The organism is Anoxybacillus dikiliensis, assembly GCF_050613275.1.
GTDB lineage: Bacteria > Bacillota > Bacilli > Bacillales > Anoxybacillaceae > Anoxybacillus.
Window position 1 is genome coordinate 2696789 of record NZ_CP187112.1, and the last position, 18787, is coordinate 2715575.

Sequence of the window (18787 nt, forward strand, 5' to 3'; positions counted from 1 at the left end):
CTTATTTTTTCAACTTCGCAGCAATTTTTTCAATTAACTCGTCTTCCGTCATCGCTGATACAGGCCGATTGTTGACGAATGCAAACACTTTTTTTCGACCTGGACCGCAATATGATTGGCAGCCAATTTCAATCGTCGCGTTCGGATCTAATTTTTTTAACCTTGGCAACAACGTTTTTAAATTCGTTGCTTGACAGTCGTCACAGACGCGAAATTCATTTTGCATACCGTCCTCACTCCTTTTCGCTAACGAGTATTCTAACGCTTATGTACAAACAATGCAAGTTGCATCTATTTCCTTTGAAAAATAGTATATCTTTTTCCTTTTTTGGTGATTATGAAAGTAGAAGAATACGAAAGGAGTTTTTCATATGACAAAAAAACGACAAGATGCTTGGACTGAGGAAGAAGATTTATTGTTAGCTGAAACGGTGCTTCGCCATGTGCGCGAAGGGAGTACGCAATTAAATGCGTTTGAAGAAGTAGGTGATAAGTTGAATCGCACATCCGCTGCATGCGGGTTTCGCTGGAATGCGGTCGTTCGCCAACAATATGAAGAATCGTTACAAATGGCGAAAAAGTTCCGAAAACAACGGCAGCGTGCCCTTGGAAATAAACACGCATTGCGAAAACGGCCGCTTTATACACCACCTGTTCCTTCGCTTGAAGAGTTAGGAATGGAACCGTTAGAAGTGCAAGCAAATGAATATGAACATGTCGAAACAAATCATTTAACACTTGACCATGTTATTGCTTTTTTACACTCTTTAAAACAATCGTATATCGGACAAGAAACAGCGCTAGTGGAAAATAAACAGCTGAAGATTGAGCTCGAACAACTAAAACAACAATATAAACAACTAGAACAACAATTTACAAAACTTCAAAAAGAAAATGAAGAATTGCGCGAAGATTACGGAACGATGGCGCGAATCATTAATCGGGCAAGACAAATCGAGATTTCAGAAGATGAGTTTAAAGCGCCTATTTTTAAAATGGATCGCAACGGAAATTTAGAGAAAATCGAAAAAATGGCTGAATAAAAAAGCTGTCGCATCGGACAGCTTTTTTATTTCGGCAACATCGTCTCGTTTCGGTGAATCATACGTTGAAAATACATGTCATATCGCTCCCACTCTTTTGGGGTGAGCGACGATGGCTCGAGCCTACTTCCAAGCGCTTGGAGCGCTTCGTATAGGCGAATGATGAGCGTAGAAATCGTTATTTCTTTGCCGAGTAATTCACTAAGCGATGCCATCGTATGCGGAACGATCGTCGGATACGTGAACTTCGTTTGCTCTCCCGCAAGCGCGCGCTCATAAAACTGACGAATCCACTCCGCTCGTGCTGCGCCGCTTCCGTTTGCACATATATACACTTGCACAGCGACACCGCCCCGAATGCGGCGCTGTGAAATGCCCGCAAACTTTTTTTCATGAATGCTTAAGTCAAAACTTCCCGGACAATACGAGCCAACAACTTCCCCTGCTTGCACGTGCGCTTCTGGCAACATGCGCGCAATGAGCGCGGTCATCGCCTCATACCCACGATCAATATCAATTCCTTTTTTTGTATCAGGAAAAATAAGTGAAACGTTTAAAACCCCTTCATCTAATACGACCGCCAACCCACCAGAGTTGCGAACGATCGTACGCCAACCGTGCTCATGTAAGTAGGCGAGTCCTTTTTCAATGTACGGCAATTTCGTATCTTGAATGCCAAGCACAACGGTCTGATGATGCACCCATAAGCGAACGATCGGATGCGATTGACCGTTTCCAACCGATTCGCAAAGCGCATCATCAAACGCAAATGACTGCTTCGCATCAAACGATGGCCCGAGGGTTGTATGGTCAATTATTCGCCACGTTTGTTGTCGCAACAATTCGCTCATTATTCCATCGCCGCAAGCGCCTGCGCTGCTGTGATAAGTGATAGCTTATACACATCTTCGGCGTTACATCCGCGCGATAAGTCGTTTACCGGTTGATTTAGTCCTTGTAAAATTGGACCGACCGCTTCAAAGTTGCCGAGACGTTGGGCAATTTTATATCCGATATTTCCCGCTTCTAAGCTTGGGAAAATAAAGACGTTCGCATCGCCTTGAATGACAGAGTCTGGCGCTTTCTTTTTCGCCACAGACGGAACGAATGCGGCATCAAATTGAAACTCCCCATCGAGCGTTAACGCTGGTGCCATTTCTTTTGCGATGCGCACCGCTTCAATCACTTTTTCTGTTTCTGGCGATTTCGCCGATCCTTTCGTGGAGAAGCTAAGCATCGCTACACGTGGCTCAATGTCAAACATTTTCGCTGTTTGTGCGCTCTCAATAGCGATTTCCGCTAAATCTTGGCTATCTGGAGCGATGTTAATGGCGCAATCGGCAAATACGTACTTTTCATCGCCACGTACCATGATGAATACGCCAGACGTTTTACGAATGCCCGGTTTCGTCTTAATAATTTGTAGCGCAGGACGTACAGTATCTGCCGTCGAATGCGCGGCGCCGCTCACAAGACCGTGCGCTTTTCCCATATACACAAGCATCGTACCGAAGTAATTTTCATCAAGCAAAATGTTGCGCGCGTCTTCTTCCGTCACTTTTCCTTTGCGACGTTCAATAAACGCGGCAACCATTTCCTCCATCCCTTCGTACGCACGCGGATTAATGATTTCTACTTTCTCAAGCGTCAAACCAAGTTCTTTTGCTTTTTGGACGACAGCGTCTTGCTCGCCGATGACAATCGGATGCAATACATTTTCTGCCGCTAGACGTCCGACTGCTGTCAAAATACGTTCATCTAGTCCTTCCGGAAACACGATCGTTACATTTTTTCCTGCCACCTTTTGTTTTAAGGCTGCAAATAAATCACTCACGAAATGTTCCTCCTTAGTTTAAAAAAATTCGTCTATCTATTAGAATACTCTTATTGAGACGAAAAGCAATGAATTACACCACAAACGAAAATAGTCTTTTTTTTATAACAATTCTGTTTTTTATCCCGAGTGATATATCACCTAAAAAGTGATATATTTGTTAAGGAACATGTACAAATAAAGGAGCGTTATCATATGTCACAATGGATTCATCATATTGAACAATGGTTGCTTGAATTTGGCGTCATCGGTCTCGTTATCGTTTCGTTTACAGAATCTTCATTTTTTCCGATTCCGCCTGATGTATTATTAATTCCGTTAAGCATTGCCCAGCCGGAGAAAGCGTTATGGTTTTCCTTTTTAACAACGGTCGCTTCCGTATTCGGTGCGCTGCTTGGATGGTACATAGGGAAAAAATTTGGCAGACCGATTTTGCGTTATTTTATCTCTGATGAAAAGATGAATAAGGTAGAACAATATTTTCAACAATATGGGGCAATGGCGATCGTTATCGCTGGATTTACTCCGATTCCGTATAAAGTATTCACTATTTTCTCGGGCATTTCTAACATAAACATTCGCACGTTGCTTTTTTGGTCGTTCATCGGTCGTGGGGCGCGCTTTTTCGCAGAAGGGCTTATTATTTTCATCTTAGGCGCTCAAGCGAAAACATTTATTGAACAACATTTTACAACGATTACGATCGTTGGCGGCATTATGATTGTCGTTGCTTTTCTTATCTACAAACGGTTCAAATAGTGTATTTGGCATAAACGAAACACATATGATACAATTTCGGTAGTACATAACAAAAGGAGTGTTGGGCATGAGCGAAGCAGCACAAACGTTAGACGGTTGGTATTGTCTGCATGATTTCCGGACGGTTGATTGGGCGGCTTGGAAAACGCTCACAAATGAAGAGCGCCAAGAAGCAATACAAGAGTTTTTCACATTAGTGGAAAAATGGGAAAAAACAGAAGCCGCAAATGAAGGCAGCCATGCGATTTACACAATTATGGGGCAAAAAGCAGATATGATGTTTATGCTTTTACGTCCAACGATGGAAGAACTCCATGAAATTGAAACGGCGATTAATAAAACAAAGCTCGCTGAATATCTCATACCTGCTTATTCATACGTTTCTGTCGTTGAGCTAAGCAACTATTTGCCAGCAGAAGCAGGCGACCCGTACGAAAATCCAGAGGTGCGTCGCCGTTTATATCCGATCTTACCGAAAACAAACCACGTTTGCTTTTATCCGATGGACAAGCGCCGTCAAGGAAATGACAACTGGTACATGCTTCCGATGGAAGAACGTCGCAATTTAATGCGCGCACACGGCATGACGGGGAGAAAGTATGCTGGAAAAGTCGTACAAATCATTACTGGTTCGGTCGGCTTTGATGACTATGAATGGGGCGTCACGCTCTTTTCAAATGATGTTCTTCAATTTAAAAAGCTTGTGTACGAAATGCGTTTCGACGAAGTGAGCGCGCGATTCGGTGAATTCGGCTCGTTTTTTGTCGGCAACATTTTACCAAAAGAAAAAATAGAACAGTTTTTACATGTGTAGGCCTCCGATTTGGAGGTCTTTTTTTATCATCTCTTTCATACATATAACAATGACGACTTTCCTCACATTTTCGTATGTCTCATCATAGGCTAATAGCGATTTTCGTGAAGTGAGGTGAAGGGATGGCTGTTGTTGCGTATACAGAAGAAGATGTCAAATTGCTTGCCCGTCTTATGCGCGCAGAGGCAGAGGAAGACGGACAGCTCGGCATGTTAATGGTTGGAAACGTTGGAGTGAACCGTGTGCGCGCAAACTGTTTAGACTTTGAAGGGCTTCGTACGATTCGTCAAATGGTATTTCAAAGCCCTGGAGGATTTGAAGCAGTACAAAAAGGATATTTTTATCAACGGGCGCGCGAAGAAGACATTCGTCTTGCCCGCCGCGTCATCCGCGGAGAACGTTTTCATCCCGCAACGAATGCACTTTGGTTTTTCCGGCCAGATGGCTCTTGTCCACCGCAATGGTTTAATCAATGGAATACTGGGCGTTTTAAAGCGCATTGTTTTTATGCGCCAACGCGTTCTAATTGTCCACGCGTATATTAAGAGGAGGGATTTCAATGAGTGATGAACGTCAACAAATGCCATATTATTCGTATCCGTACTACTATCCATACCAAATGCCGACATATCCGTTTGGCTTGCCTACACCAACATTTACACCACAAACAGGGGCGATGCAAACGCCGACGACGGCCAGTCAGCCGCTTCCTGGCATGCTTCCGATCGAAGAATCGTACATCGAAAACATTTTGCGATTAAACAAAGGAAAAATTGCGACCGTTTATATGACGTTTGAAAACAATCGTGAGTGGAATGCGAAAATTTTCCGTGGTGCCATCGAAGCAGCTGGTCGCGATCATCTCATTTTAAGCGATCCACAAACAGGTATGCGTTATTTATTGCCAATGATTTATCTCGACTATGTGACATTCGATGAAGAAATTAATTATGAATACCCATTTGCATCTGGTGTCGGATTAAGCACATATGCTCCACGTTAAAAACGAGGCGTCGACGGCGCCTCGTTTTACATTTGTTTTATTGCGATATATGCTAAAAATAGCCACGCAACGATGAACGATACGCCCCCAAACGGCGTAATCGCCCCGAGTATTTTTATTTGTGTTAAGCTTAGTACGTATAAACTACCTGAAAATAAAATGATTCCCGCAAGCATAAACCAACCAGCAGGCGTCACTTGCGGCCATTTTGTTGCCAGCAGCGCAACGAGAAACAAACCGATCGTATGGAACATTTGGTATTGCACAGCTTTTTGCCACGTGTCTATATATCGATCTGGAATTCTTCCTTCCAACACATGCGCTCCAAACGCCCCTAGCGCCACACATAACGCTGCACTAATTGAAGCGATAATTGTAAATAGTTTCATGTTGCTCCCCCTCCTAAAAATCAAGTAATGATGGTCCATTCGCATCGGCACCGATGTCTAATCGTTCGGTTGTTGTCGGTTGCGACAAAACCACTTCCTGTTTGCTTGGTGAAGGTTGTTGTAAAATAATGTCGCACAACGCGCGAACAGCATATATATGTTCGCGCACGACTTGCGGTGATGATGCTTGTTTTGCTTTTGCGATTTCTTCTTCTATCTTTGCGAATACATTTGTCACCGATATGTCCAAAACGTTTTCACTCCCTACTTCTTTTTCCTTTACAACAATGGTATCTTATACATAGCAACTTTTCAAATTGAAAACGCTTAAAAAGGAGTGTCAACAAATGCAACGGACATGGTGGAAAGAAGCCGTCGTATATCAAGTGTATTGGCGCAGCTTTTTTGATTCAAACGGGGATGGATACGGCGATTTAGAAGGGCTCATTCAAAAGCTCGATTACATTCACGATTTAGGAGTCGATGTCATTTGGCTTAATCCGTGCTATGAGTCGCCTGATAAAGATAACGGATACGATATTTCTGATTACTATCGCATCATGGACAAAGCAGGGGATATGGAGACGTTTGAACGCTTGTTGAATGAGGTGCATAAACGCGGAATGAAATTAATTATGGACCTTGTCGTGAACCATACATCCGATCAACACCCTTGGTTTCTTGAGTCGCGTTCGTCAAAAGACAATCCGAAACGCGATTGGTACATATGGCGCGACAACCCGAATAACTGGCGCTCGTACTTTACTCCATCCGCGTGGGAATATGATGAAAAAACAGGACAATATTATTTCCATTCGTTTGCGGTAGAACAACCAGATTTGAACTGGGAAAATAAAGAGGTTCGTGAAGAAATTTATAAAATGATGCGTTTTTGGTTAGATAAAGGGATTGACGGATTCCGCTTAGATGCGATTGCCTTACTCGCAAAGCCTGACGGATTCCCAGATGCTGAAAATCCGTATGACATTCGTTATTTAACAAACAATCCAGGCGTGCATGATTATTTAAAAGAAATGAATGAAAAGGTATTGAAACATTATGATATTTTCACCGTCGGGGAAGTCGCTTTCGTGTCGCCAGAGGAAGGATTAAAATATGTCGGGGAAGACCGAAATGAACTACATACGCTGTTCCATTTTGAAGTGTGCGACGAAATGCCGACATGGGACCCAATTCGTTTTAAACAAATTCAAAAACGTTGGTACGAAGGATTGTGGGGCAAAGGGTGGAACTCGCAGTTTTTAAACAATCACGACCATACGCGACAAGTGACGCGCTACGGAAACGATAAACAGTTTCGCGTCGAGTCAGCAAAATTGCTTGCTACGCTTGTGCATACGTTGCCTGGAACACCGTACATTTATCAAGGTGAAGAAATTGGCATGACCGGCGTCAAGTTTGACTCGATCGACGACTATAACGACATTGCGATGAAAAATAAATACGCAGAAGAAGTGGCAAAAGGTCGCGATCCGAAAGAAGTGCTTGAAAGCTTGCAGCTACTGAGCCGCGATAACTCGCGCACACCAATGCAATGGGACGATAGCGAACATGCAGGATTTACAACAGGCACGCCTTGGCTAAAAGTGAATCCGAACTATAAGGAAATCAATGTAAAACAAGCGTTAGCGGATCCGAACTCTGTATATTATTACTATAAAAAGCTCATTCAACTGCGCAAGCAACATCCAGTCATGGTGTACGGAACGTTCCGCGATTTTTCGGAAAATGATCCGTACATTTACGCCTACACCCGTGAGCTTGATGGCTTCCGCTGGCTCATCGTCTTAAATCATTGCGACAACGACAACGTATATGAGTTACCAGAAGAGCTTGCCGCGGCTCACCGCCATCTTTTGCTTGGCAATTATACAGATGTCAAAGAAGAAGGCACAACGCTTCATATGCGTCCGCACGAAGCAAGAATTTATGCATTACAATAAGCAGCCAAATCGGCTGCTTATTTTTGATTTACCGCCTGTTCAAACGCTTCTAACGCTTTTTTTTCACCGAATACGATAAGGACATCGCCAACAAAAAACCGCTCCTCTGGCGTTGGATTGCCGATCATGTTGTTTTGACGCTGAATGGCAATAATCGTCACACGAAAGCGCGTGCGCACCGCTTGATCGCGGACAGATGTCCCAACAAATGAAGAATGCGGTTCAATTGTCACTTCTTCAATCGCGTATTGCTCTGCATGGCCGTGAAAAATCGTATCGACATAATCGACACTTACAGGCTTTAACATCGTCATCGCCATACGTCGACCGCTCAAAAACGATGGGTTAATGACTTTATCAGCACCAGCCCGACGCAACTTTTCCTCCGACTCCGGCCGCTCGGCGCGCGCGACAATTTGAATGTCGCGATTTAGCCCTTTTGCTGTGAGGGAAATAAAGACGTTATCAGCATCAGAAGGTAACGCTGCTACTAATCCTGCAGCTCGTTCAATACCTGCGGCAATCAACACGTCATCTTCTGTCGCATCCCCTTCGACGTACGGAATCGGATCGTTCATTTCTTCGAGCCAATCTGTATTCCGTTCAATGACAACGACAGCTGTCCCGTTTTTGACAAGCTCGCGCACGACTTGCTCTCCGACGCGTCCGAACCCACACACAATAATATGGTTTGTCATCGCTTCAATTTTCTTTTTCATTTTTCGCCTCCGCACCGTTTTTGAAAATTCTCCTTCCATCATCATCGACACGACTGCCCCTGTCGCATATGTCACAATGCTAATACCAACTGGAATAATGATGAGGGCAAACAGTTTGCCATAAAACGTTTGTGGCACTGTATCGCCATAGCCAACCGTTAAAATCGTAACAACTGTCAACCAAAGCGCATCAAAAAACGTTAATTGTTCCGAAAACATAAATCCGATCGTTCCTGCGATAATGGCGACAATCATCGCGATGACGGAAACGACGATCGAGCGCGATGAACTCATCCGTTTCTCCCCTTATGTTCTTTTTGTACAAACTTCATGCAAGACACACCAGACGATTGCTTAACGACAATAGACGGCAACATAGCGCTTTTAAAACCGAATGCCCGACAACCGCGCGGCATTTGCGCATCCCATGTGACATAAAAATGTTTGCATGCATAACAATTTACTCTCTCATTATATGTTTTCGATTTGCCAGTCAATTGGCTCTCTCCCCGTCTGTTGTAAAAAAATATTCGTTTTTGAAAAAGGGCGGCTTCCGAAAAATCCTCGTGCTGCAGAAAATGGGCTCGGATGTGGCGCTTCAATGATATAATGATGCTCATTTGTGATGAGCGCTTTTTTCGCTTGCGCATGACGCCCCCATAAAATGAAAACAACGGGTTCATGCTTTTCGTTCACAAGTTCAATGACGCGATCGGTAAAATGTTCCCATCCCTTTCCTTTATGCGAATTCGCCTCTCCACGTCGTACTGTCAATACTGTATTTAAAAGCAAAACTCCTTGCTTTGCCCATTTTAATAAGTAGCCATTGTTTGGAATATAGCACCCTAGGTCATCTTGTAACTCTTTAAAAATGTTTAATAACGATGGAGGCAAAGCGACGCCCGGTTTGACAGAAAAACTTAATCCGTGCGCTTGATTTGGCCCATGGTACGGGTCTTGTCCTAAAATGACAACTTTTACATTCGCATACGGGGTGTAATGAAGGGCGTTGAAAATGTCGTGCATATCAGGATAAATCGTTTTCGTTTGATATTCTTCTTTTAAAAACTGACGCAACTTCAAATAATACGGCTTTTGAAACTCCTCTTCTAATAAAGGAGCCCAATCGTTTTTCAATATGCTCATCACCGCACTCCTTTCTAATGCAAAGGCTACCCTACTTTATAGGATAGCCTGTTTTTGCTTAAAACTGAATTTTTTCTTCTAAGAAGCTTTTTAACTGTGCGATTGGGATACGCGTTTGTTCCATCGTATCGCGGTCGCGCACAGTTACCATTTGATCTTGTTCTGAGTCGAAATCATACGTAATACAGAACGGTGTTCCGATTTCATCTTGACGGCGATATCGTTTTCCAATCGAACCAGACTCGTCGTAATCGACCATAAAGTGCTGAGAAAGCTGTTCAAAAATCGCACGTGCACCTTCTGATAACTTTTTCGACAACGGCAATACAGCTGCCTTGTACGGCGCTAATGCTGGGTGAAGGTGCATCACTGTGCGCGTCGTACCGTCTGCCAGTTGCTCTTCTTCATACGCATCGATCAAAAACGCAAGCGTGACGCGATCCGCCCCAAGTGAAGGCTCAATGCAGTACGGAATGAAACGTTCGTTCGTTTCTTGATCAAGGTAGTGGAAGTCTTCACCTGAATATTCCATATGGCGACGTAAATCGTAATCTGTACGCGATGCAATGCCCCATAGCTCGCCCCAGCCGAACGGGAATTTATATTCAATATCTGTTGTGGCGTTGCTGTAGTGGGATAATTCGTCTTCCGAATGATCGCGCAAACGAATGTTTTCACGCTTCATACCAAGCGATAAAAGCCATTGTTCACAATATTGTTTCCAATAATCAAACCAATGTAATTCTTCTCCCGGCTTACAGAAAAACTCAAGCTCCATTTGTTCAAATTCACGTGTGCGGAACGTAAAGTTTCCTGGGGTAATTTCGTTTCGGAAACTTTTTCCGATTTGCGCAATACCGAACGGCAATTTTTTGCGCATTGTCCGTTGTACGTTTTTAAAGTTTACAAAAATGCCTTGTGCCGTTTCAGGACGAAGGTAAATTTCGTTTGCGCTTGACTCGGTCACGCCTTGGAACGTTTTAAACATTAAGTTAAATTGACGAATGTTTGTGAAGTCGCGGCTGCCGCAATCTGGACAAGCAATGTCGTGCTCTTGAATGAGCTGCTCCATTTTTTCAAAAGGAAGCCCATCAACAACCATTTCAATCCCTTTCGCTTCAAGCGCGTTTTCAATTAACTTATCCGCCCGATGACGAGCTTTACATTGTTTACAGTCAATCATCGGATCGTTGAAGTTTCCTAAATGACCAGATGCTTCCCACGTGCGTGGGTTCATTAAAATAGCCGCATCTAAACCGACGTTGTACGGCGATTGTTGAACGAACTTTTTCCACCATGCACGCTTAATGTTGTTTTTTAATTCTGTCCCTAACGGACCGTAATCCCACGTATTCGCTAACCCGCCGTAAATTTCTGAACCCGGAAAAACAAAGCCGCGATGTTTCGCGTGTGCTACAATTTGATCCATCGTTACTGACATCGTTCATCCTCCTTAATAGTAAATGTAAACAAAAAACGCTCTCATCCTTAGGCCTTTTGCCTAGGGACGAGAGCGTAGCCCCCGCGGTTCCACCCTAGTTGATGCATAACGCATCCACTTTTGCGTGAAGCAACTCCAGACTGCCGTTTCGCTAAGCGTCTTTACTAGGCTCCCACCACCCCTAGCTCGCTATAAAAGAACTTCCTTAGCTACTATCCATCTTTCATCGTTGCACCTGTATTTCATTTGGTTGATATTGTATCAAACGGAAATACGAGAGTCAAGGGGAGAAGCAAAACCCGCTTTACCTATGATCGTAAAGCGGGTCAAAGTGAGTGAAGGGGTTTATCATATTAATTTCGAATTAAATAGTCAAACGCACCTAAAGAAGCTGTTGCGCCTGAGCCCATGGAAATGATAATCTGTTTATATGCGCTATCTGTACAATCGCCAGCAGCGAAGACACCAGGAACGTTTGTTGCACCGCGTTTATCGACGATAATTTCACCGAAGCGATTGCGCTCGACCGTTCCTTCTAACCACTCTGTATTCGGTACAAGACCAATTTGAACAAATACACCTTGAAGTTCAATATGGTGCTCTTCGCCTGTTGCGCGATCAATATACGTGAGACCGTTTACTTTGTCTGTACCTGTAATTTCTTTCGTTTGTGCATTTTTTATCACAGTCACGTTCGGTAAGCTGTACAAACGATCTTGCAATACAGCATCCGCCTTTAATTCTGGCGCAAATTCAAGCACCGTCACGTGCTTAGCAATTCCCGCCAGGTCAATTGCCGCCTCGACGCCAGAGTTTCCACCGCCGATAACTGCGACATGTTTTCCTTCAAACAATGGACCGTCGCAATGCGGGCAGTAAGCGACGCCTTTATTTTTAAACTCCGCTTCGCCTGGGACGCCGAGATTGCGCCAACGTGCACCTGTCGCGATAATGACCGCTTTGCTTTTTAAAATCGCCCCATTTTCAAGTTCTACTTCAATGAGGTCTTTCTTTTCCAGCCGTTTTGCACGCTGCAAGTTCATAATATCAACATTGTAATGCTTCACATGTTCTTCAAGGCTCGCTGCGAGTTTCGGACCTTCTGTATATTTCACGCTAATAAAGTTTTCAATGCCTAGCGTATCTAAAATTTGACCGCCAAAACGTTCAGCGACAATTCCTGTACGAATGCCTTTACGCGCAGCATAAATGGCAGCTGTTGCACCGGCAGGTCCCCCACCGATGACGAGCACATCGAACGGATCTTTGTTTGCGAACGTTGAAGCATCTGGCGTGCTTCCTAACTTCGCAAGAATTTCCTCAAGCGACATGCGGCCGCTTGCGAACGGTTCGCCGTTTAAAAAGACCGTTGGCACAGCCATGACATCTTTTTGTTCAACTTCTTCTTTAAATGCTGCCCCGTCAATCATCGTATGTGAGACGTTCGGATTTAATACGCTCATGACGTTTAACGCTTGAACGACATCCGGGCAGTTATGGCACGTTAAGCTGACGTATGTTTCAAAACGGTATGTTCCTTGTAAACTTTTAATTTGATCAATGACCGCTTGATCGACTTTCGGCGGTCTTCCGCTCACTTGAAGCAATGCAAGCACGAGAGAAGTAAATTCATGTCCTAAAGGCACGCCCGCAAATACAACGCCTGTTTCTTCTCCAACGCGATTGACGCTGAAGCTTGGCGTTCTTTCTAGCGTTGTTTTTTCTACTTTGATTTTCGATGACATCGTCGCGAGTTCATCGACTAAAGCAAGCATATCGCGGGAAACTTGATCGTCTCCCGCGCTCACTTTTAACACAATGTCATTTTCCATCAATTGTAGATATTGGGCGAGCTGTGCTTTAATTTCAGCATCCAATATCATTGACGTAAGCCTCCTTAAATTTTACCTACAAGGTCAAGGCTTGGCTTTAATGTTTGGCCACCTTCTTGCCATTTTGCTGGGCATACTTCACCAGGGTTGTTGCGCACGTATTGTGCAGCTTTAATTTTGTTTACAATTGTGCTTGCATCGCGACCGATGCCGTCAGCGTTAATTTCAACTGCTTGAATCACGCCGTCTGGATCGATAATGAACGTACCGCGTTGCGCAAGACCTGTTTCTTCATCAAGCACTTCGAACATGCGTGATAATTTTTGTGAAGGGTCGCCGATCATTACGTATTCAATTTTGCTGATAGCTGGCGAATGATCGTGCCATGCTTTATGCGTGAAGTGTGTATCTGTTGAAACAGAGTATACTTCAACACCAAGCTCTTTTAATTTCGGATATTCGTTTTGTAAATCTTCTAATTCTGTTGGGCAAACGAACGTAAAGTCTGCTGGATAGAAGCAAACGACGCTCCACTTTCCTTTTAAGTTTTCTTCTGTTACCTCGATAAATTCACCGTTATGGTACGCCATCGCTTTAAATGGTTGTACTTGTTTTCCTACTAATGGCATGTTTCATCATCCTCCTGTATCATTTTTTTGCATGTTAGTAGTATGGTCCAGCCATATAGAAAATATGACTGGTAAATTAAATTATAACAATTATAATTCGATATAAATTATCATATAGGAATGTTTATTTGTCAAGTGAAAACTATACAACTGTTTTAGTTTTTCGCCATGTTTCTTTTTATTCCTTTTTCATAAACAAAAAAACAGAGCCTCCACAAAGACTCTGCTTTCTCATATAACAAAAGCAACGGCGAGTAAAACACACACATTACATAGTAGCGCAAAGACAAATAGCCATGTTTGTTTTCCTTTTTTCTTTACCATATATTCCGCAAATACGGTCGTTCCAAAAGCAAAGCAAACAAAAGATAAAAACGAGCTGACGCGCCCATAAAATACGTGACGAGTAAGAAGCGGTGAAAACAAAAGCAAAAGAAATAATTGCTGAACGCTCCACCAATACATTTGTCTCCCTCCTAACACATCACAACGTGTGCTAAGCGCGAGCGAAACGGTTCACCGTCCCATACGATTTCACTTGTCGCTCTTCTTTTTTGCACTTCCGGTTCGGATAGAAGAAGCCAAAAGTTTTTTGTTGGTAGGTTGCCAAGTTCATGTTTTTCACTTAATCGGTTTAAATACATTTGTCTCGTTTCATTCATTTGTTTCGATAAATGATCGCCCTCATTTGAAAAAGCATACAGGACGCTCGCGATCGGCACGCGTTTCACGCGATATTCGTTCGCAACGCGCAAAAAGAAATCCCAATCCCAATAATTATGGACGTACGGATCGAAATAGCCGATCGTATCATGAATGGCGCGGCGATACATGCTTCCTGAAGGGACGTATGTTGAAAACGACCGCATCGCCTGTAAATCGCATTCATATGCAAATAAAAAGCGATCAGTCGGTAAGCGCATCCCGTTTTCAATGCGGTAATGAAAAATTTCTACATCGCTATATACAAAGTCCGCGTCGTTCATATTCGCAATCATTCGTTCCGTATGACATGGCAATAATAAGTCGTCGTCATCACAAAGCATAATAAAATCTTCTGTTGCTGTGCGCACACCGATATTCCGCGCTTCAACATGCCCGACGTTTTCTTGCAATTCGACGAGTTCGATCGGGAGCTCCGGATATGCATCAACCGCAGCTTGTACAGATGAACCTCCATCGTTAACAATAATCACTTGCGTTGGCTTGTATGTTTGTTTACTTAATGACTCTAACAATTCCGCTAATGGAAGTAGCCGGTTATATGTTGCAATGACTACAGAAACACCCAAATGACATGTCTCCTTTCAAAAATTAAAGAAGCTACAATGATACCATTATAGCTTCTTTTCATACAATTATGCGAGTTCTTGTTGTTTCGTTTCTTTGCCAAGGAAAAGAACGGCGAGTGCACCGATAAAAATGGCGACGCAAAAAATTGCAAAAATCATCGTGATTGATACTTTTTGTGCGACGAGATAGCCGACGAGAAGCGGTCCTAAAATGCCCCCAATGCGTCCGAATGAAGCAGCCATCCCTGCACCTGTCGCACGAATGGCAGTTGGATATTGCTCTGGTGTATAGGCATAAAGCGCTCCCCATGCGCCGAGATTAAAGAATGATAACAGCGCTCCAAACGTCATTAACATCGCAGCCGACTCGGCATTTCCGAAGAAATAAGCGCTTAACGCTGTCCCAACTAAATAAATAATGAGCACCGCTTTTCTCCCGATGCGTTCAATCAACCAAGCCACGCTAAAATAACCCGGCAGCTGCGCCAACGTCATGATGAGCACGTACTCAAAACTTTTAATTAAACTAAATCCTTTCATCACCATGACGCTCGGAAGCCATAAAAACATGCCGTAGTACGAAAAGACGACCGCAAACCATAAAATCCAAAGCATCGTCGTTTGCTTGGCGTAAGGTTTTGCCCATACGTCTGCGATATTGCGCCAAACAGAACGACGCTCTGTCGTTTTTACCGCAATAAACTTTTGTGAATCGGGCAAGTTAATACGCAAATAAATGGCGTATAACGCAGGTAAAGCCCCTAAAATGAGCGCCATTTGCCATCCATATGCAGGAATAACGAAAAAAGAAATAAGCGCAGCTAATAGCCAGCCACCTGCCCAAAAGCTTTCTAATAAAACGACAACTTTCCCGCGCTCATGAGCAGGTACGCTTTCCGATACGAGCGTTGACGCCACAGGCAGTTCGCCACCAAGTCCCATACCGATAAAAAAACGTAAAATTAAAAAGACCGTTAACGTTGTCGCAAGCGCTGATAGTCCGCTACCGATCGAAAATAATAAAAGCGTAATAATAAAAACTTGTTTTCGTCCAATGCGATCAGCTAACAATCCAAAAACGAGCGCACCGACGGCCATGCCGATCGAATTGATACTTCCGATCCAACCCATTTGCTCGGCCGTTAAATTCCATTCCTTTTGCAATGCGGCAATAATAAACGAAAGCATCCCTACATCCATCGCATCAAACAACCAGCCAAGCCCGGCAATCCAAAGCAACTTGTTTCTTGATACTTCTTTACTCATGTCATCCCTCCGTTGTCAGCTGTCAAATTGTCTTCCTCATGATTATATTTCCTTTTTTGTTATGTATCAATGCAAAAAGCGTCGGGAAAAACCGACGCTTATCGCAAGTCTTCTTTTGAAAACGCTCCAGGAAGAAGTTCTTTGACTGTTGTTTCTTGCATATCGCCTTTCATATTCGCTAAAATGACAGGCATATTTGGATCACATAATTCAACAATGACTTGACGGCATGCGCCACACGGCGGAACTGGCCGCTCCGTATCCGCAACAACGGCTAACATCGCATACTCATGATCGCCTTCTGAGTATGCCTTAAATAAAGCTGTGCGCTCAGCGCAGTTGCATAAACCGTATGATGCATTTTCGATGTTGCAGCCACCATACACTTTTCCATCTTTCGTTAATAGCGCTGCTCCAACTTTAAACTTCGAATACGGAACGTACGCCCGCTCCCTCGCTTGTTTTGCCGCTTCAATTAACTGTTGTTTATTCATTGTTGATCATCCCTTCTTGGGCTGTTTAGTTAAAAAACGTCTTCATCAACCAGTCAGCAACGACGCCACCTAAATATACGCCAAATACCCCCATCATTCCTGCCAACACAGGCGGGGCTGGCAACGGCAAACGTAAAAACTTAAACAAAATCCCGACAACAAGCCCAGCAAGTAAGCTAAGTAGTACTTCTTTCATAGGTCAATGCCTCCGTTAGTATGCTTCGTTTGAAGTCGTTCCTTCCATAATTGCTGGTCCGGAACTTGTACCGATGCGGTTTGCACCTGCATCAATCATCGCTTTTGCGTCCGCTGCGCTGCGCACGCCGCCAGATGCCTTTACGCCAACGTTTGGACCAACTGTTTTGCGCATTAATGCGACGTCTTCTACTGTTGCACCGCCGCTGGCAAATCCCGTTGATGTTTTCACAAAATCCGCACCAGCACGAACAGCAATTTCGCATGCACGCACTTTTTCTTCATCTGTTAACAACGCTGTTTCAATAATTACTTTTGTTAAAGCTTTTCCTTTCGCTGCATCAACGACGGCACGAATGTCGCGCTCTACAAGCTCATGATCTCCATCTTTTAATGCACCAATATTGATGACCATATCGACTTCTTGCGCACCATGTTCAATCGCTTGTTTTGTTTCAAAAGCTTTCACTTCTGGCGTTGTCGCCCCTAACGGGAAGCCGATCACTGTACATACTTTCACATTCGTTCCTTGCAAACGTTCAGCAACGAATTTCACCCATGTTGGGTTAACACATACAGATGCAAATTCATACTTTTTCGCTTCTTCCACTAACTTTTCAATTTGCGCTTTCGTTGTTTCTGGCTTTAATAACGTATGATCGATCATGCTAGCAATGTTCATCATTCATTCCTCCTTGAAATTGAAAATGTTCGAAGCGCACGAGGCGCTTCGTTTTTAAATAAACATACCCGCAATGGACGCGCTTAACAATGAAGCAAGCATACCAGCAAGGACAGCTTTTAAGCCCATGCGCGCAATGTCGCTGCGACGATTTGGCGCTAAGCTTCCTAAACCACCAAGTAAAATTCCCATCGAAGAAATATTAGCAAATCCACATAGCGCAAAGCTAACGATCGCTACTGTTTTCGCTGATAAATCTGGAATTTGTGGCGCGAATGATGAATACGCAACAAATTCGTTTAAAATTAGTTTTTGTCCGATAAATCCACCAGCTGTCACCGCTTCAGACCACGGTACACCAATCGCAAACGCAATAGGCGCAAAGAGGAATCCTAAAATGTTTTGAAGTGTTAAACCTTCATAATTAAACAAGCTGCCGATGCCGCTAAGCAATCCATTAATTAACGCAATAAGGGCGATAAACGCTAACAACATCGCACCGATATTTAACGCTAACTTCAAACCGTCGCTCGCTCCGCGTGCAGCTGCGTCGATGACGTTTGTTGATTGTTCGTCTTTTTCCATCTCAAAATGCTCATCTTCTTTAATCGGCTCTGTTTCTGGCACAATCATTTTCGCCATGACTAATCCGGCTGGCGCTGCCATGAAACTTGCCGCAAGCAAATATTCAAGCGGAACACCTAAAAGCGAGTAGCCAACGAGTACAGAACCAGCAACAGACGCTAATCCACCCGTCATAACTGCAAACAATTCCGATTGTGTCATTTTAGACAAATACGGACGAATAACAAGAGGCGCTTCCGTTTGACCGACGAAAATGTTTGCCGCGGCTGACATGGACTCCGCTTTGCTCGTTCCGAGCAATTTCGCAAGCGGCCCCCCAATCATTTTAATGACCCATTGCATCACACCAATATAGTAAAGAACAGAAATTAACGCGGAGAAGAAAATGACAACCGGCAACACTTGGAACGCAAACACAAATCCAATTCCTTTTGCCGCAAACATGCCACCAAACAAAAAGTTAATTCCTTCGTTCGCATAGTTAATAATGCTTGTGACACCATTTGTTAACCATTGCAATGCCGCTTTTCCTGCTTCCCATTTTAAAACGATAAACGCGAAAGCGACTTGAATCGCGAGACCACCTAAAATCGTTCGCGGATTAATCGCTTTGCGATTGTTTGAAGAAAGAAAAGCGATCCCAAGGACAACGACGATACCGACAAGTCCCCAAACGATATTCATGTTAAACACTCCTATA

General features: G+C 43.7%; 24 protein-coding genes. 6 read left to right on the forward strand and 18 right to left on the reverse strand.

Annotation, left to right across the window (positions count from 1 at the left end; genetic code table 11):
- Window position 1: 1 nt before the first annotated feature.
- Window positions 2–226, reverse strand: a complete 225-nt coding sequence (locus ACPF7I_RS14050) for a DUF1450 domain-containing protein (protein WP_003397078.1) — start codon at window positions 224–226, stop codon at window positions 2–4.
- Window positions 227–371: 145 nt separating this feature from the next.
- Between ACPF7I_RS14050 and ACPF7I_RS14055 the strand changes: the two genes are divergently transcribed.
- Window positions 372–1043 carry an RsfA family transcriptional regulator gene (locus ACPF7I_RS14055; RefSeq protein WP_430745610.1) on the forward strand — a complete coding sequence of 224 codons (672 nt, stop codon included), beginning with the start codon at window positions 372–374 and terminating at the stop codon, window positions 1041–1043.
- A 26-nt stretch (window positions 1044–1069) separates the two neighbouring features.
- On the opposite strand, the gene ACPF7I_RS14060 is transcribed toward ACPF7I_RS14055, so the two are convergent.
- The gene (locus ACPF7I_RS14060) at window positions 1070–1897 is read right to left on the reverse strand and encodes a lipoate--protein ligase family protein (protein WP_430746019.1); all 828 of its coding nucleotides are present in this window, start codon (window positions 1895–1897) and stop codon (window positions 1070–1072) included.
- Complete coding sequence (pta, locus tag ACPF7I_RS14065) at window positions 1894–2877, reverse strand: phosphate acetyltransferase (protein ID WP_430745609.1); 984 nt, start codon at window positions 2875–2877, stop codon at window positions 1894–1896. The genes ACPF7I_RS14060 and pta overlap by 4 nt, the downstream gene beginning before the upstream one ends.
- Before the next feature lie 195 nt (window positions 2878–3072).
- Here pta and ACPF7I_RS14070 point away from each other — a divergent pair, with 195 nt between their 5' ends.
- The 4 genes from ACPF7I_RS14070 to gerQ all read left to right on the forward strand — a co-directional run bounded on the left by ACPF7I_RS14070 (window position 3073) and on the right by gerQ (window position 5453).
- Window positions 3073–3636, forward strand: coding sequence for a YqaA family protein (locus ACPF7I_RS14070; protein ID WP_430745608.1), 564 nt, complete (start codon window positions 3073–3075; stop codon window positions 3634–3636).
- A gap of 67 nt (window positions 3637–3703) precedes the next feature.
- Window positions 3704–4450 carry a hydrogen peroxide-dependent heme synthase gene (gene hemQ, locus ACPF7I_RS14075; protein WP_430745607.1) on the forward strand — a complete coding sequence of 249 codons (747 nt, stop codon included), beginning with the start codon at window positions 3704–3706 and terminating at the stop codon, window positions 4448–4450.
- A gap of 122 nt (window positions 4451–4572) precedes the next feature.
- Window positions 4573–4995 carry a cell wall hydrolase gene (locus ACPF7I_RS14080; RefSeq protein ID WP_430745606.1) on the forward strand — a complete coding sequence of 141 codons (423 nt, stop codon included), beginning with the start codon at window positions 4573–4575 and terminating at the stop codon, window positions 4993–4995.
- Between the two features lie 14 nt (window positions 4996–5009).
- Complete coding sequence (gerQ, locus tag ACPF7I_RS14085; RefSeq protein ID WP_430745604.1) at window positions 5010–5453, forward strand: spore coat protein GerQ; 444 nt, start codon at window positions 5010–5012, stop codon at window positions 5451–5453.
- 26 nt (window positions 5454–5479) lie between these two features.
- Here the strand turns inward: gerQ and ACPF7I_RS14090 are convergent, their stop codons facing one another.
- Window positions 5480–5842, reverse strand: a complete 363-nt coding sequence (locus ACPF7I_RS14090; protein WP_043967932.1) for a DUF423 domain-containing protein — start codon at window positions 5840–5842, stop codon at window positions 5480–5482.
- A 13-nt stretch (window positions 5843–5855) separates the two neighbouring features.
- A complete protein-coding gene (locus tag ACPF7I_RS14095) occupies window positions 5856–6092 on the reverse strand; it encodes a YwdI family protein (RefSeq protein WP_430745603.1) in 237 nt (78 codons plus the stop codon).
- A gap of 97 nt (window positions 6093–6189) precedes the next feature.
- On the opposite strand from ACPF7I_RS14095, the gene ACPF7I_RS14100 reads away from it, so the two are divergent.
- A complete protein-coding gene (locus ACPF7I_RS14100) occupies window positions 6190–7806 on the forward strand; it encodes a glycoside hydrolase family 13 protein (RefSeq protein WP_430745601.1) in 1617 nt (538 codons plus the stop codon).
- Between the two features lie 17 nt (window positions 7807–7823).
- Here ACPF7I_RS14100 and ACPF7I_RS14105 read toward each other — a convergent pair whose 3' ends face one another.
- From ACPF7I_RS14105 to ACPF7I_RS14165, 13 genes are all read right to left on the reverse strand, one after another.
- Window positions 7824–8819 carry a potassium channel family protein gene (locus tag ACPF7I_RS14105; protein WP_430745600.1) on the reverse strand — a complete coding sequence of 332 codons (996 nt, stop codon included), beginning with the start codon at window positions 8817–8819 and terminating at the stop codon, window positions 7824–7826.
- Window positions 8816–9022 (reverse strand): uracil-DNA glycosylase, encoded by a 207-nt coding sequence (locus ACPF7I_RS14110; RefSeq protein ID WP_430745598.1) that lies wholly within the window; start codon window positions 9020–9022, stop codon window positions 8816–8818. The genes ACPF7I_RS14105 and ACPF7I_RS14110 overlap by 4 nt, the downstream gene beginning before the upstream one ends.
- Window positions 8997–9671: a uracil-DNA glycosylase gene (locus ACPF7I_RS14115; RefSeq protein WP_430745597.1), complete on the reverse strand. Its 675-nt coding sequence runs from the start codon at window positions 9669–9671 to the stop codon at window positions 8997–8999. The genes ACPF7I_RS14110 and ACPF7I_RS14115 overlap by 26 nt, the downstream gene beginning before the upstream one ends.
- A gap of 58 nt (window positions 9672–9729) precedes the next feature.
- Window positions 9730–11112, reverse strand: a complete 1383-nt coding sequence (locus ACPF7I_RS14120; protein WP_430745595.1) for a glycine--tRNA ligase — start codon at window positions 11110–11112, stop codon at window positions 9730–9732.
- A gap of 353 nt (window positions 11113–11465) precedes the next feature.
- Window positions 11466–12995 (reverse strand): alkyl hydroperoxide reductase subunit F, encoded by a 1530-nt coding sequence (gene ahpF, locus ACPF7I_RS14125; protein ID WP_430745593.1) that lies wholly within the window; start codon window positions 12993–12995, stop codon window positions 11466–11468.
- A gap of 14 nt (window positions 12996–13009) precedes the next feature.
- Entirely contained in the window at window positions 13010–13573 is a 564-nt protein-coding gene (ahpC, locus tag ACPF7I_RS14130; RefSeq protein WP_003397103.1) for an alkyl hydroperoxide reductase subunit C, read from the reverse strand.
- 231 nt (window positions 13574–13804) lie between these two features.
- Window positions 13805–14038 carry a hypothetical protein gene (locus ACPF7I_RS14135; RefSeq protein WP_430745592.1) on the reverse strand — a complete coding sequence of 78 codons (234 nt, stop codon included), beginning with the start codon at window positions 14036–14038 and terminating at the stop codon, window positions 13805–13807.
- Between the two features lie 11 nt (window positions 14039–14049).
- Complete coding sequence (locus ACPF7I_RS14140) at window positions 14050–14865, reverse strand: glycosyltransferase family 2 protein (RefSeq protein WP_430745590.1); 816 nt, start codon at window positions 14863–14865, stop codon at window positions 14050–14052.
- A gap of 66 nt (window positions 14866–14931) precedes the next feature.
- The gene (locus tag ACPF7I_RS14145; protein WP_430745588.1) at window positions 14932–16131 is read right to left on the reverse strand and encodes an MFS transporter; all 1200 of its coding nucleotides are present in this window, start codon (window positions 16129–16131) and stop codon (window positions 14932–14934) included.
- Between the two features lie 98 nt (window positions 16132–16229).
- Window positions 16230–16625: a cytidine deaminase gene (locus ACPF7I_RS14150; RefSeq protein WP_019416459.1), complete on the reverse strand. Its 396-nt coding sequence runs from the start codon at window positions 16623–16625 to the stop codon at window positions 16230–16232.
- A 25-nt stretch (window positions 16626–16650) separates the two neighbouring features.
- Window positions 16651–16821: a XapX domain-containing protein gene (locus ACPF7I_RS14155; protein WP_003397112.1), complete on the reverse strand. Its 171-nt coding sequence runs from the start codon at window positions 16819–16821 to the stop codon at window positions 16651–16653.
- A 15-nt stretch (window positions 16822–16836) separates the two neighbouring features.
- The gene (gene deoC, locus ACPF7I_RS14160; protein ID WP_430745586.1) at window positions 16837–17505 is read right to left on the reverse strand and encodes a deoxyribose-phosphate aldolase; all 669 of its coding nucleotides are present in this window, start codon (window positions 17503–17505) and stop codon (window positions 16837–16839) included.
- Between the two features lie 51 nt (window positions 17506–17556).
- Entirely contained in the window at window positions 17557–18771 is a 1215-nt protein-coding gene (locus ACPF7I_RS14165) for a NupC/NupG family nucleoside CNT transporter (RefSeq protein ID WP_430745585.1), read from the reverse strand.
- Window positions 18772–18787 lie beyond the last annotated feature (16 nt).